Source organism: Hydrogenovibrio marinus, from assembly GCF_013340845.1.
Lineage (GTDB): Bacteria > Pseudomonadota > Gammaproteobacteria > Thiomicrospirales > Thiomicrospiraceae > Hydrogenovibrio > Hydrogenovibrio marinus.
In genome coordinates this window covers 612,615-627,449 of sequence record NZ_AP020335.1, presented here as the reverse complement: position 1 = coordinate 627,449, position 14,835 = coordinate 612,615, and the positions used below count along the sequence as shown (strand labels likewise).

General features: G+C 40.3%; 11 protein-coding genes. 2 read left to right on the top strand and 9 right to left on the bottom strand.

Annotated features, from left to right (window positions below):
- Position 1 precedes the first annotated feature (1 nt).
- The 9 genes from rfbF to rsmI all read right to left on the bottom strand — a co-directional run bounded on the left by rfbF (position 2) and on the right by rsmI (position 12,660).
- On the bottom strand, positions 2-778 hold the full coding sequence (rfbF, locus tag HVMH_RS02900) for a glucose-1-phosphate cytidylyltransferase (protein WP_029907705.1): 777 nt from the start codon (positions 776-778) through the stop codon (positions 2-4).
- A gap of 32 nt (positions 779-810) precedes the next feature.
- On the bottom strand, positions 811-1,806 hold the full coding sequence (locus HVMH_RS02895) for an FAD-binding oxidoreductase (RefSeq protein WP_029907704.1): 996 nt from the start codon (positions 1,804-1,806) through the stop codon (positions 811-813).
- Positions 1,807-1,965: 159 nt separating this feature from the next.
- Entirely contained in the window at positions 1,966-3,687 is a 1,722-nt protein-coding gene (locus tag HVMH_RS02890) for a hypothetical protein (protein ID WP_029907703.1), read from the bottom strand.
- The gene (locus HVMH_RS02885; protein ID WP_029907701.1) at positions 3,590-5,146 is read right to left on the bottom strand and encodes a TnsD family Tn7-like transposition protein; all 1,557 of its coding nucleotides are present in this window, start codon (positions 5,144-5,146) and stop codon (positions 3,590-3,592) included. Before HVMH_RS02885 ends, HVMH_RS02890 begins: the two co-directional genes overlap by 98 nt.
- 10 nt (positions 5,147-5,156) lie before the next feature.
- A complete protein-coding gene (locus HVMH_RS02880) occupies positions 5,157-6,794 on the bottom strand; it encodes an ATP-binding protein (protein ID WP_029907700.1) in 1,638 nt (545 codons plus the stop codon).
- Positions 6,787-8,853, bottom strand: a complete 2,067-nt coding sequence (locus HVMH_RS02875; RefSeq protein WP_029907699.1) for a Mu transposase C-terminal domain-containing protein — start codon at positions 8,851-8,853, stop codon at positions 6,787-6,789. The genes HVMH_RS02880 and HVMH_RS02875 overlap by 8 nt, the downstream gene beginning before the upstream one ends.
- On the bottom strand, positions 8,843-9,655 hold the full coding sequence (locus tag HVMH_RS02870) for a heteromeric transposase endonuclease subunit TnsA (RefSeq protein WP_029907698.1): 813 nt from the start codon (positions 9,653-9,655) through the stop codon (positions 8,843-8,845). The genes HVMH_RS02875 and HVMH_RS02870 overlap by 11 nt, the downstream gene beginning before the upstream one ends.
- Positions 9,656-9,795: 140 nt before the next feature.
- A complete protein-coding gene (glmS, locus tag HVMH_RS02865; RefSeq protein WP_029907697.1) occupies positions 9,796-11,667 on the bottom strand; it encodes a glutamine--fructose-6-phosphate transaminase (isomerizing) in 1,872 nt (623 codons plus the stop codon).
- A gap of 162 nt (positions 11,668-11,829) precedes the next feature.
- Positions 11,830-12,660 carry a 16S rRNA (cytidine(1402)-2'-O)-methyltransferase gene (gene rsmI, locus HVMH_RS02860; RefSeq protein WP_029907696.1) on the bottom strand — a complete coding sequence of 277 codons (831 nt, stop codon included), beginning with the start codon at positions 12,658-12,660 and terminating at the stop codon, positions 11,830-11,832.
- A 184-nt stretch (positions 12,661-12,844) separates the two neighbouring features.
- Here rsmI and HVMH_RS02855 point away from each other — a divergent pair, with 184 nt between their 5' ends.
- The gene (locus tag HVMH_RS02855) at positions 12,845-14,401 is read left to right on the top strand and encodes a penicillin-binding protein activator (protein WP_029907695.1); all 1,557 of its coding nucleotides are present in this window, start codon (positions 12,845-12,847) and stop codon (positions 14,399-14,401) included.
- Between the two features lie 14 nt (positions 14,402-14,415).
- Positions 14,416-14,802, top strand: a complete 387-nt coding sequence (locus HVMH_RS02850) for a YraN family protein (protein ID WP_332102811.1) — start codon at positions 14,416-14,418, stop codon at positions 14,800-14,802.
- Positions 14,803-14,835 lie beyond the last annotated feature (33 nt).

Below are 14,835 nucleotides of genomic sequence, written 5' to 3'. Positions count from 1 at the left end.
ATTATTCTTCCCAACATTTCCATGGAGCTTTTTTAGCATCCCAAAGCTCTTCCAAATGAGTTTTGTCTCGTAAGGTATCCATAGGCTGCCAAAAACCTTCATGCTCAAATGCCATTAACTCACCGTCTTCAGCCAAGCTCACCAAGGGACTTTGCTCCCAAACACAGTCATCACCTGAAATTCTTTCTAAAACTTTTGGCGAAAGGACAAAGAACCCCCCATTGATCATGGCTCCATCACCTTTGGGCTTCTCCTTAAACTGTTTAATTTGATGTCCCTGAATGTCTAATGCGCCAAAACGACCTGGTGGATAAGTTGCAGTCAATGTTGCCTGTTTACCATGTGATTTGTGAAATTGAATCAACTCACTAATATTGATATCAGCAACACCGTCTCCATATGTAAAACAAAAAGCTTCTTCATCTTTAATGTAATCAGCAACTCTACCTAGGCGCCCACCTGTCATAGAGTTATCCCCGGTATCCACAAGGGTGACCGTCCAGGGCTCAGCACGTTTTTCATGGACATCCATTCGATTTTCTTTCATACAGAAAGTAACATCCGATTGATGAAGAAAGTAGTTAGCAAAATACTCTTTGATGACATAGCCTTTATATCCGCAACAGATAACAAAATCGTTGATACCGTGTGCAGAGTACATTTTCATAATATGCCAAAGAATCGGCTTACCACCAATTTCAACCATTGGTTTTGGTCTTACACTTGTCTCTTCACTTAATCTTGTTCCCAACCCTCCGGCTAAAATCACTGCTTTCATCTACTGCATCCTATTATTTAAATAACTCAAAACTACAAACTTTGTACAAAGGCATCAGAAAAAAAGTTTTTTTCAGGCAAGCCAGAATCAAAAAACTTCCTTTTAGCACTTTGAATCATTTCATTTGAACCACACGCATAAACTTGCAAATTATTCAAATCTGACACCTTTGTTAGAGCAACATCCTGAACATAACCAGTTTCAAAAACCCAAACATCATCCTGTCTTGACAAAACCTTTACAAAATCGACATCCAGCCTTTTAAACTTAGGGCACAACACAAAATCTTCCTTGAACCTATTACCCCAAAAGACTCGTATTGGATGTGTTTGAACAAAGCCTTCCTTTTCATCTAAGGCCTGTAACATTGAGATAACTGGCGCAATACCCGTACCCGTACCCAAAAATAAAAGTGACTTACCCAAATCTCTAATAAAGAAGGTGCCTTTTGGCCCTTCAATTCTAACCAAGTCATTTTCTCGAGCATCGAAAAACCAATATTGGCTTAGCACCCCGCCCTCAACCTTTTTGATTAAAAGAGTAATTTCTTTTTGTGAAGAAGAACTTGCTATTGAATAACTTCTTCTAACTCCATTAGGCCCAATCACATCAAGATACTGGCCTTCTAGAAAGTTAAAATCAGCTGTTGGCGGCAGCCTTAGAACAACCTCTACAATATCTGGTGACATCTGCTGAATACTGCTAATCCTAGCGGGTAGAGTTTTTATCTCAATGCCATGTAGCGCGCTCAGATCTTCGGCATCAATCAAAATATCAGAAACAGGCTCACAACAACATGACAGGATCATGCCCTGCTGCTTTTCTTGCTTTGTTAGCGACTGTTGAGGGGCAATCTCTTCAACATCCCCGTCTAGCAAGGTTGTCTTACAGACACCACACTGCCCGTTTTTACAACTATATTCAAATATAAACCCAGCACCAAGTGCCGAGTCCAATATCGACATAGAGCCCTCAGAAACGAACTCTTTACCTTCTGTTGTTGTAACCCTACATTTATTTTTGTTCATTTTGAGACTATATTTTATTAATTTTTACATTAATGTTTGCTCATTTCTTAATGGTAAGAAATTTTGACCGCACATTGAATTACATTAAAGTTTGTCTTTAATGAATCATAGCATATTCCAGCATAAAAAGAATATTACAATAACAAGTCATATCTCACATTACTTAAACACACCCTTGATTTTCTCTTGCCACTTCTCTGCCCAATATGAAATGTAAAATTTTTTTCTGTCCTGAGGTTTTTCTATATGCTCATAGAGTTTTTTAGCCGGGTGAATCATACGAACATCTAAATCACAAATCTTGTCAAACACTTCAGCACTCGGCCAGCTTATAGTTTTTGAATTAGACAAGGCCTGTAAAATAATTTTGAGCTTATCTTTCTCAGTATTTTTATCATCATTTTTAAAAACCACTAACCTACTACTAATCGTATGGCTCTTTGACAAATCAGCAATATCAACGTCAAGAGCAACAAAAACTACATTTTTGAAATGAAATTGTGCCACACAAACAAGCCTCGGTTTAGCAGTAATCAAGTTTTTCCACTTGTCATTTTCAAATCCTGCTTCCGGCTTAGGAAGTAGCAAATGGAATATTTTGTATTCCTTACACTTCAAAGCGTCCACCACACTATCAATCGTTTCAATGAACAAGCGGAACCTATCAACTGTATTACCGCCTTCATTAACAGCTGAAATAGAACTACCACCACTTAAATGTGGTTCAACAAAATTCGCACTACCTTCGGCCAACTTCTTTCCTGCCGATATTACACCGGAATTAATTCGACTCCCTTCTTGTGGCATCCCTGAAGAATTTTTTCCGGTTTCCTTCTCAACCTGATGACTATTTACAATGGTTCTTACAGAGTTCAAAACTTGGTAATATGTGTCTTTTTCTTCGATTTTTTTCTTCTTTTTTCCCAAACCAGGACTTTTATCCAAATCTATTTCATCAGATTGATTTGGACGATTTATAACCCTATCCCCAGTGCCGCTTTCTCCAGAACTACCTGTCTTTACAACATCTTTTTTTCTTGGGTGTATAAAACGAACAATACCATCATAAAAGAATGAACGGTTTTGTATGCCTCGTACCTCGTATACTAGATAGCCAACATTTTTTAGTTTTTTGCACAAGACCTCAAAATGCAACCCATCGAGATTTGGCGGTACAAAATTAAAATGGAAGTTATTGCTATTTTCAGCCTTGAATCTTTTCGCAAAAATACTCCCAAAACTCTTCCGATAATCTTCATTCAAAAACAAATTAATTAAATGCTGTTTCGTCTGTAGGCAATTTAAATTGCTGGCTGGATATTCAGTAGTTTCAGGAAACCTTATCTCCACCTCCTTATCTCCGATGTTATAGGAAGCCAACTCAAATAGACCATTCGGTCGAAAAGCCGCATCAACCAAATGTTTATCGCGGAAATACAAAGCTCTTGCTAATTCAAAAGCAGAAATAAGATAGTCTCCATTAGCCGTAAATAACTTGAAATAGAAACTATTATTGGATTTGACTTTTACACCCTTAATTTGCTGAACATTTCTAATATAAAATGTCTCAAGTTGCTTTAGCTGACGCCCCTTAAACTGCTTGGACACAGTTGTTTTTTGTTTATCAACCTTTCCATAGGCACGCCCCTTGATTAAAAAAGGTAATAATTCCACTGGCACCCACAATTTTTTTGCTTCACCCTCAAATACAGCCTCAACAAATAAGGATTTTCGATTTAGATTGTGCCCCTTTTTTATTCTACCTAAATAATCTAAAGGGATATCATTTGGAAATGATTTGAGATATCTGCCAGGCTGGGACACTCTTTGAAACAATACGTCTTGCAGCTGTTGTTTTACGTTGCTCAGATAATCCTGCATATCTCTCCACCTCGCAAATTGGAATTAATTGCTCACTTTTTAAAACAAGGTCGGCCAGCACCCTTGCTAATCGCCTACATTGGTACTCTTCAATGGTTTCGGAATATTTACTAAAAAACAATGAAACCCTCGGCAACTTATCAAGGTGCTTTTCAATCAAGGACTTGACTCCCAGTTTATTCGCATACCAACTCCTACTTCTTCTTGGCCCTTCTAGCTCAAACTCATTACTTTGCATAATCACAATCAACTGGCGCACCAACTTGTCATCCCTTTCTTGCCAATTAACTCTCGAATTTACATAATTTGCCACCTTTTTTGGCTTGTTTTCATCCAGCCATGCCCTATCATGTCGATAAAGCCAGGTATACAAACGCGCTCCTGCTTGAGTTGCTCTAAGCATTTTTAGGGATGCTTCTGGTTGCTTTCGCCTCAAATCCAACCACATGCATCGAACCTCTTTAACATCCCTATCAGTAGTGGTCGACTTTGTCTTTTTTACCTTCTTTTGAATAGACTCTACCCAACTCAATCGCTCAAAAACATCAATAGACTTTTGTTCTATTGCCAGCCACACAACAAAATGCTGCAAGTATGAAAAGCCTCGACGATGCTTTTGAAAAATTCGCCTCAACCAACTACCATCCCCTTCAAAGAACAGCGCATTTTTCTTAAGCCACTCTTTACCCCAGAAGGCAATTATAGCCTGCTCTATGCGCTTATGATCAATCCGGCTTCCATTCAAAAACCCCTGCTGAACTGCATAGTTAGAATAAAATGCACTCCATTTGTCGGATGAAATGCCTGCAAGCATTGAACTATCAGATGGCAATTCAAAAAGTTGGCTTACCGACTGAGACAGCAAGACCTCTCTGTCGTTCAGCTTAACTTCACTACAAGAAAGCATTTTATCTTGCTGAATTTGGGGAACAACAAAAGCATGGCGCTGCGTATGCTGCATACTTTTTTCAGAATCAACCAACTTACAATTATGAATAGAGCAATAAGTGACTCCTGGTACTTGATGGCTCCTATGCCAATACACAAATCCCAACTCCCTTTTTTCAGACTCCCAACATTGCGGGCAAAACATATAGTTCTCGCGCCAATTAAGCAAAGAAGCGTTCATGCCTGTTCGTAGACTTACCGTATTCCCTTTCTTAAAGGAAACATCTTCAATAATTTTCATTACTTGATTAGACGGTAAAAAAGGTGCAAATAATGGCAACATAGTATGTTGATAGACGACCTCTTGTTCAGAGGTACTCCAAATATGACCGACTCTTTCCAACAATAAGTTTATTCGGCCTTGGAAAAGCGCCGATGTCACAACCTTTCTATCACCAAACAACACATCTAATGCCACTTTGTGACTTTCTAAGCCCTGTCTCGCCACAAATCTTGCCAAAACACTACTAAGCAACTCGTCTTTTTGAGGCACAGGAAAGTTGGCAATCATCAAAACTTACCTAGGCCAATTTTTTCAGACTAATAAAATGACTTACATTCAATACACAACCGGCCTGTTGCAAATATTGATAAACCTCCTCTGAATCTTGGCCATCAAGCAGCCTCAAATCATCTTGCTCATATTGAGCTTCCCGTCTTGTAACTTTAGGTTTTGATGCTTTTTTTGAAGCTGGTTTTACCCCCTTGCTTTCATTGCCATCCCCCAACTTAAAGTCAGACTGCATTTGGCTAACATAACTCATCAATTCAAAAAAGTTTGCATCTGGATTGTCTTGCATTGCCTGCTGAGCAACAAGGTCTACCAAGTCTTCGCCAATACCTGCTTGCAGCAACATAGACTTAAATGAAGCTTCCCTTTCATCTACTTTCGATGGTTGTTTTTCCGAAAAAGTTTTTTCAATGACGTCTTGCATGGCAATAGCCCTAAATGAATTTTTGGGCAAATCCAAATCTGAATATTTCACAATTTGCTCTGGTCGGTTACTCTTTAACGCCTCAATCATGGGTCTTACCATTTCAAACTCATCATCAAATGTCTTTTTAAGCAATTTAACATCAATCACTTCTCTGCCTGACATCACTGCTCGAGCCTGACTTAAAAAGAATAAGGTCACAGCTATATGAGCAACGCCCTGCGTTAACTCCCAAAACAATGCCTTAACTTCATTATGAAGTGGCACGGGCGACTTTAACCACTGCAACTTCCATAACCTGCCTATAAATTTATCCCAATCTGATTTGCCGTCTTGATGAACACCTTGCTCAAAACGATTCCAATCCAGGCTACCAAATTGCGAGGCTCTTCTTGCAGAACGCATGGTTCCAGAGAAAAGTGCTGTCGCATTGGGTGTCCCAATAAATAAAACAGGTACCTTTATGACATTGGTCATTGTCACGAAAAAATTAAGGAGAGTCTGGGCACCCCCAGATTTTGCAGCTTTCAAATGCTGTATCTCATCTATCACTAAAATCCCCAAAGAATGGAGAGCTGAAACCCGAGCAATACTGCCTAACATTGTTTCAGCAGAAGACCTTGACTTGACATATGTATTCTCATAATCCGTCCCAAGAATGCGATCAACCTCACGAAAAAAATGAATACATAAACTTTTTGCGGAACCGTCATGCGGACAATCAAGCTTAAGCCAAACCAACTGAGTATGCTGATATTCTGGATGATAAATAGCTTGCTTGGAATAGCCTGCTAAAATCGCTTCCGTAGCGGTGGTTTTACCCGACCCAGAACAACCAATCACAGAACTGGACAAGGCTTCACTACCGGCATTTCTAGAGACCTGCACAAAATCAGTTTCATCAACTTTATTCAAGTTTTCTTGGTATTCTGCATTCGCGATATTTCTGTTCAAATAACCTCGCCGTATCATGCCTGAAATCATTTGTTCAAGCTGAAGATGCATCCTCGTCGGGTATAAGAATTTATCCAGAATTCTCATCATCGCATGCCGCCGGATGTGGGATGGCAATGCTCGCTCTTCGTCTGTTACAACAGGATAACGATTCAACAACCTTGCAGTCTCTTGCACGGAATTTATTGGTGGTAATGCATTAATTAAAGGATTGCCTTTATACTCTTCAATTTCACCCTTGATATATTCAGCTTCAAAAATTTTAGTCATCACCATCCTCCAAAAATTCATCTAAAGATGGATAATCAAGATCTTCTTTTGTTTCTTGACTAAAAGAGACTACATTTTCACCCTGATGATCCATCTTTTTTCTGCCAACCAGTTCTTGACGACCCCTTTCTTCATTTCGAGCCTCATTTCGGTTCTCACGAATACCATTGATTGATTTATTGTCCCTTGATACTGATTTTTTCCTTTCCTCATTAATCACTGCATTTATCTGTTGATCTATATCGACTTTTTTAAACCTGGACAGTTGCTGTGCTTGTGCTTCTGTGCGCTTGGCTTCGTTATAAATCTGCTCAGCTTCAGCAAAGCTCATCCCAGAATACCGCCGACTTTCATCCGCTAAATCACATACCCAATAACTATTTATAGAATCATCAGGTCTCAGGTAAACTTTGTCGGTAAAACGAGGGTCAAAGGAGATTTCAACCTTTTTAGGACGAGTGTGATTAACACGCTCAAACCAGCCTTCTTTTATTGCCTCCAAGCATGTGTAACGCAAACCTTTAAACAATATCCCCCTATTGGAAACACTCCCTGTTAAAACAGGCATAAGATTAACTTTGACAACATCCTCTGAAAAAACTCTTAGCGATCCGGTGCGATTCTTAATTCCCCAGCGCCATAGTTCGATTGGAATTGCAGGCAGATTTTCAGGCATGTCGGGTGCAAAATCATAGCCTGATACGACATGATTCTGGTTATGCTCCAACACAATCAATATAATAATTTTTGTAAATGCATCTAAGCTCAATTCAGCATCTAATTCATAACGACGGCCGAGCCTTTTTTTTCCGTTGACAGGCTCAACGATTCCTTTAGCAAAAGGCTTAAAACTTGCCTGCAACGTTCTAAAATGCCTTTCTACTATTCCCTTATCATCCCCTCGATATGCTCTTGAATTGCTAAGTTGAACATTGAAACCATTCACCAAAACATCCGCTTGGCGACCTAAAAGTTCGCCTCTATCTGCAAAAATTGACGCTGGCACGCCAATGCTTGGCCAATCTTCTTTACCGATTTCTACTCCATAGCCTTTACAATATCGAACCTTGTCACACATTGCATTTGCAAGCGCCATCATTGCTGCCACCCAAGAAGGGTTTTCTACACCAACATAAATGCCGGTTATCATTCGACTAAACACATCCTTAACAAGATAAATTACCGGCCTTCCGATTATTCTGCTTGGATCTTTATTTGAAACTAGGTAGATATCTGCTATGGTGGCATCAATTTCATAACGCCCCCCGGGGCCAATATTTAAATACCCTGAAGTGCTGGTTAGAGGCCTAATATCTTTATCGTAAACTTTCTTGTAGTTTCTTCGTTTGTTAACGTCTTTATTAGTGTAATTCTTATCATAATAGTATCTAAACTGCCTCTCACTAGGCATTTCAGTTTCATTCAATAGCGGATAACGCGCTTTATATTTTTGCAAAACAAAATCATAAGCGTCCATTAAACTAGCTTCTTTAGTTTTCAAATAGACATTTTCAATAGCTTCTGAAAATATCTCACGTAACTCATTACCAACAACAACCCCCTTACCTGCAGATTTGGTTCTTTTGGGGCCAGTTTTATTAACCATTTCCTTTCTTTCGTTATTTTTCTTTGCTCCAGACTTATGATAATCTGGCAAGAAAGCGTTCGGAGTCATCCCCCTCTCCCAAAATCTCCTCAAATTCCTAATAAAGTAGACCCTGTTTTTACCGAACTTTTCTATGGATTGACGTATAATTTCGTTTCTGGTTTTTTTATCAAACAGCTGTGAATGATTATTCAGTAAAAGCTCCATAGTCCTTAAAGCTTCATCACGCTTACGTTTTTGTACGCTCCCGTGTTCAACTACAGGGAAATCATAACTAAGATCAGACTCTAATATCGTTCCAAGCGACAAGGCAGACTCGAAATCCTCGATATCCATCTCATATGGCCAACCGTCTGCACCAAGGTCATAAACCCATAAATGCACCATATCAACATAGACAACTCTAAATTTCTGTCGTGATTCTTTAAACTGATAAACTGAATTAAGATACATTGAGATTTACCGGTACCTGTAAAGGGTAATAAAGCTCTATTTCGCTGCACTTCCAGCTATGAAATGACTTGTTTAAGGGAGCAGATAGCTGCTTATTTGCAACAGCATTTCTGAGCATTTCAAGATGACTTCCTGGTTTCAAATGGTAAGAATCATCAAGCTCACCACAGTATTTCATAAGCGATTTAGAAGAACCTTTTTGCAACCGAGGAAAAAGAACATTTTGAGCCTCTTTCACAATCTGACTTTCATGATCACTCAAATCAGCATAAGGCCTAATCCAGGCCATGTTTTCTTTCAGCTCAGCTGAAAACTGCTCCTCGGTGACTACAAACCACTTTACACCTTTATTTTGCCAATAACTTTTTTCTAACTGCAACTTTTCCAGAATTCTCTTTTTTGAAAGCTCTTTTTTGTAGAGAACATTTATCGCAAGCTTCTCACCGCCTTCTAGATCAATTAGAAAATTAGTAGTAACGACTTTAAGCTTTTTGTTAGACACAGGGTGGTTTAACCCTAAACTTTCTGCCAAAGTGATTGTTTCAGATATGTTTAATGGAAAATGCTCACGTATATCGACCACGTTTGGTGACCAGTCAAAAATTTGAAATGTGAGAAATTCTAAGCCGGACAGCAAATGATGAATGCGAGATGTTTTTGCACCTCTTATCCTAATGCTCTCTCCAGAACTACTGAGCTCATGAACCTTAAAAAAGGGAATGTAATCCTTGCCAATACCCTCCCCACGTTTTTCAGTGAGCTTTTCAGCATCTTTAGGATCAATATTTTGAAATGAAGACATGGTGACCTCCTGATACTCTTTTGAGTCAATATATCAGAAGACCCATAAATAAACAAACTTTAATGTAAACTATCAAACTTTAATGTAAACTATCAAACTTTAATGTAACCTAACATTGTTTTTACCACATAACTCATTGTTTATTCTACAGTCACACTTTTTGCTAAATTTCTCGGTTGATCCACATCCGTCCCCTTAATTAAGGCAACATGGTATGCAAGCAACTGCAATGGCACATTAAACGTGATGGGCGCCGTAATACGCCCCACATTCGTCGTGGTCTTCACAACATGCAAACCGTCTTCTGACCCGACATTTGACTGTTCATCTTCAAACACAATCATTTGACCGCCTCTTGCCTTAACTTCTTGGAGGTTTGATTTGAGCTTTTCCAGCAAATCATTATGAGGTGCAATTGCAATGACTGGAATATTTTCATCTATGAGAGCCAGCGGACCGTGCTTAAGCTCACCCGCCGGATAGGCTTCAGCATGAATATAGCTAATTTCTTTTAGCTTAAGCGCTCCCTCCATTGCGATAGGATACATGGTACCTCTACCAAGAAAGAGAGCATTGTCCTTATCGGAGAAGTTTTTGGCGATTTCTTTCACAACTTCTTCATGAGCCAACGCACTTTGAATTAAACCAGGAAGTTTTTGCAAGCCTTTGACAATAATCGTTTCTCTTCTTTCTGAAATACGCTTTTGCAATTTACCAATCACCGTCACCAACAATGACAAAGCAACTAATTGTGTCGTAAAGGCCTTGGTTGAAGCCACCCCGATTTCGGGCCCAGCATGCGTTAGGAAAGTAAGATCTGACTCCCTTGTCAAACTAGACTCAGGAACGTTACAGATAGTCAGCGTTGAAACATTCTTCTCATTAGCGACTTGCTTGATTTGTTGCAGAGCAGCTAGCGTATCTGCTGTTTCGCCAGACTGGCTAATGGTGACAAACAACGTATTGTCTTGCACCACTGGATTTCGGTAACGATATTCACTCGCCACTTCAACAGAACATGGCAAGCCGATAATATCTTCAAACCAGTACTTTGAAACCAACCCTGCATGATAACTGGTACCGCAAGCAATAATCTGAACCTGCTTGACCTCTTTAAAAATGGATTCGGCTTGATAACCAAAAGCGGATGGTAAAACATGCTCTTGCGAAATGCGCCCTTCCAAAGTATCAATGACGGCTTGTGGCTGCTCAAAAATCTCTTTGTGCATATAGTGGCGATGATCCCCCAACTCCACCGAGTGCATATTCAAAGAAGATTGTTTTACCTCTCTTTCTACTTGCTCACCATCGCCATTAAAAATCGTTACACCTTGGCGGGTTAACTCGGCGACATCACCTTCTTCCAGAAAAATGAAATTTTGTGTGACAGGTAGCAATGCAGACACATCAGAAGCAATAAAAAACTCGCCAATCCCCACACCAATCACCAGTGGACTACCTTTTCTTGCCGCAATAAGTGTGTCCGGAAATTTTGGACTAATCACTCCAAGCGCATAAGCACCTTCAAAATGCGTAATTGCCTGTTGAACAGCGGACAACAGTGAAGTCGAAGTTTTAAGCTCATAATGAACGGCGTGCGCAACCACTTCAGTATCGGTTTCAGAAGTAAAACGATAGCCCTCTGCCAATTGAGCTTCTTTCAAGATATGATAATTTTCGATAATGCCATTATGAACAACGGCAACTTCATTATTACAGATATGCGGGTGAGCGTTATTTTCAGATGGAACGCCATGCGTCGCCCAACGGGTATGCGCAATCCCTATATTTCCATCAAAAAAAGAATTTTGTTGGATCTTTGAATCAAGCTCTTTGATTTTGCCTACGGCGCGTAAGCGTTGAATTTGAAAGCTTGCTTTTTTCGGACTTTCCGTAGAATTTAGTAGCGCGATCCCTGATGAATCGTAACCTCTATATTCAAGCCTTCTTAAACCTTCCAATAAGATCGGAACAACGTTCCTCTCAGCGACTCCGCCAACAATTCCACACATTTAACTAGCAACCCGACAGATGTTATTGTTATTTTTTGACTACACATTTTACCAAATGCTTAACCATTTATCTTTTTCTTTGTGTCGCCTTTTGCACATTTAGTAGCAAACAGACTCTTAATTCTTTAAAAAGACGAACTATACCTTAGTTCAATGACAGTATTATTTCAATGTCAAAACACGCTGATACACCGCCTTTTTCGACACATTGTAAAATTCACCAACAATTTCAGATATTTGCTTAACATGCAGAGATTGAGCTAACAGCGCTTTAATCAAGCCATCATAGTCTTCTTGTTGAGAATCTTTCTCCTCTACGCCAGAGGCGATAATGACAAACTCTCCTCTCTGCCACTCTTCATTCGAGTCAAACTGTTCGATTACCTGCTGAATACTCCCAAAAACAAATCTTTCAAACTGCTTAGTGATCTCTTTAGCTACAGCAATCTGCCTTTCCTCTCCAAAAACGGACATCATTGACCCCAGAGACTCCATCAGCCTATGCGGCGACTCATAAAAAACCATTGTTCGTGATTCAGCCAACAAGGCTTGCAAGGCACTTAAACGTTTCTGCTCTTTAGCAGGTAAAAAACCTTCGAAGGTAAACCGATCTGTCGGCATACCCGCAGCGCTTAGTGCTGTGATAACTGCGGACGGCCCCGGGATAGGCTCAACCCGCAAACCACTTTCACGCAAATAAGAAACCAAGTGATAACCAGGGTCGCTAATCAAAGGCGTCCCTGCATCCGACACCAAAGCGCCATTTTCACCCGCTTGCAACTTCACCAACAACTCAGTTTTCTTAGCCTGTTCATTATGATCATGCAGGCTAATCAACGGCTTACTAATACCGAAATGCTGCAACAGCTTTTTAGAGTGTCGCGTATCTTCACAGGCAATCCAGTCAACGGACTCAAGTATTTCCAACGCTCTCAAGGTAATGTCTTTCAAATTCCCTATCGGCGTTGCAACAATAAATAATTTTCCGCTCATTTTGCAAGGATTCCTATTGCACTTCTGGTCGCACTTCTGATTTGCATTTATGTATAATAAATCTCATTAATTTTAATTGGTCATCTAACGCCACATGTTCCAGCGAATTTTATCACTTCCTACCCCTCAGAATCGTTTTATTGCCCAGTCTAGAAAAGTACTAACGCTAGCTGCAGCGATTGGAATGACAGCATCCGTTCTAACATCCTGTAGTACTGCACCAGTTTCACAGCAAAAACCGATTGTTGGAATGCCTTCGCTTGGAACCATGACAAAAAAGAGTTCAAACCAAGTCTTACAGGAAGAGATCAGAGAAGCTCAACAGGCAAAATCCTGGAACAACTACTTGGAATTGACCCAATTACTTTGGTCCAAAGCTTCTCCAGACAACCAGTTGGCAATTGAATACCAAATCTGGCAAACATTAAAAGGCCTGCCGCAAACAGAAAAAGATAAACTCGCTTCGGATCCTGAAACTTCTCCTGAACTGATGTCTTGGCTTGATTTTGTAAAAGCGACCGAGTTACACCCTATTTGGCAAAAACCAGCCTTGGCAGATTTAAAGCACTTCAACCCATCCGCACTTTTCAATCAGCACCTCAACCAAGCGTTGAGCCAACAGCTTTTGAACACCAACAAAGTGCAGCAGGTCGCAGTATTTCTGCCACTAACCGGCCCTTACAAAAACATCGCCATGCAAATTCGTGATGGCATTATCCGCAACCAGTTAGTTCATGCACCAAATGTCAAACTGGCCTTTTACAACACCAATTACAACCCAAGCGAACCTAACCAGATTTTGTCTACTTACCAGACGGCAAAACAAAATGGTGCCGACGTCATTTTGGGGCCTTTGCAAAAAGAAAACATCGATATCTTAACTAAAAAGCTCAATGCTATCGGTGGCGATGATTCTGTCATCACGCTTAATGATGCCTTTGGTATTCAGCATTTCAATTTCATCTCAAATAGTGAAGCGCTACAAATCGCCGCCAAACTTTGCCAAAAACACTATAAAAACATCGCCATTCTAACGAGTACAACGCCTGCTGACAGTAATCTGGCAGTACAAATTGCAGACTACTGGCAACAAGTACCAGATCACAAATTGACTCTCAAGAGCTATCCAGCAACCCACCCAAAACTTCGTGAAGCTTTGGGCAGTGTTATCAACGAAACTTACAGCCAAGCTCGCAAAAACAACCTGCAATGGCTATTTAAAGAAAACCTATCTTTTACGCCTCGCACGCGTAAAGATTTGGACGCCATCGTACTCTTAGGCAACGCCAGACAGGTTGCGGTATTCAAACCGCAATTCGCTTTTTTTGAACTACAACTCCCAGTGTATGGTTCGTCGAAACTGACCCCTATCAACTTGGACAAAACCGAACCGAACAAAGACTTGGCAAATGTTATCTTCCCGACCTTTAAAGCGGCATTAAAGAAAACAAATCTCGCTTCCACCCTTGAAGCTTACGGCTGGGACAGCTTTACCCTTGCAACGCAAAAATACCGCCTTGGACCAAACATTTGTTTAAACGCGGGTATGCTCGGCAAGCTCAGCAAACAAGACAATGAGTTTGATTACAAAATGTCATGGGCAAGATACAACTCCAGAGGTGAAGTCGTTCCACTGACAGAATCGAATGATGTGGATGAAAGCCACTACATAGACATTCCTCAAGAGCCTTCTGATGCAGTTCAGCCAACAGAAGCCACCCCTGATTCAACGACACCCTAAACACTTTTCTTGGGATTAATAGCATCGGACTTTTCAGCAAGCTTATTGGTCAACAGAAAGAAGCGGACGCCGCCGACTTTCTTCAGTCGCAACGCTTAGAGGTTCTGCACAAAAACTATCGTTGCAAAGGTGGCGAGATTGATTTGATCTGCTTAGAGCAGACTTCTCCACAAGAAAGCACGCTGGTTTTTGTCGAAGTCAAACATCGCCAATCAACAAACTTTGGCGAACCAGAAGAAGCCATAAATGCCGCCAAACAACGCAAAATCATACTTTGCGCACAAACCTTTTTACAAAAACATCCAGACTATCAGCATCACGCTATGCGTTTTGACTCACTAAGTTTTACCGGCGATCAGTCCGCACCCAATTGGATACAAAACGCTTTTTGGCTTGAATAAAGAAAAGATAACCCAGCAAAAATCTGCCAGGTT

Excerpts from the sequence above, each read along its gene's own strand:
- rfbF (WP_029907705.1), bottom strand. The coding sequence starts at position 778 with ATGAAAGCAGTGATTTTAGCCGGAGGGTTGGGAACAAGATTAAGTGAA.
- HVMH_RS02895 (WP_029907704.1), bottom strand. The coding sequence starts at position 1,806 with ATGAACAAAAATAAATGTAGGGTTACAACAACAGAAGGTAAAGAGTTC.
- HVMH_RS02890 (WP_029907703.1), bottom strand. The coding sequence starts at position 3,687 with ATGCAGGATTATCTGAGCAACGTAAAACAACAGCTGCAAGACGTATTG.
- HVMH_RS02885 (WP_029907701.1), bottom strand. The coding sequence starts at position 5,146 with ATGATTGCCAACTTTCCTGTGCCTCAAAAAGACGAGTTGCTTAGTAGT.
- HVMH_RS02880 (WP_029907700.1), bottom strand. The coding sequence starts at position 6,794 with ATGACTAAAATTTTTGAAGCTGAATATATCAAGGGTGAAATTGAAGAG.
- HVMH_RS02875 (WP_029907699.1), bottom strand. The coding sequence starts at position 8,853 with ATGTATCTTAATTCAGTTTATCAGTTTAAAGAATCACGACAGAAATTT.
- HVMH_RS02870 (WP_029907698.1), bottom strand. The coding sequence starts at position 9,655 with ATGTCTTCATTTCAAAATATTGATCCTAAAGATGCTGAAAAGCTCACT.
- glmS (WP_029907697.1), bottom strand. The coding sequence starts at position 11,667 with ATGTGTGGAATTGTTGGCGGAGTCGCTGAGAGGAACGTTGTTCCGATC.
- rsmI (WP_029907696.1), bottom strand. The coding sequence starts at position 12,660 with ATGAGCGGAAAATTATTTATTGTTGCAACGCCGATAGGGAATTTGAAA.
- HVMH_RS02855 (WP_029907695.1), top strand. The coding sequence starts at position 12,845 with ATGACAGCATCCGTTCTAACATCCTGTAGTACTGCACCAGTTTCACAG.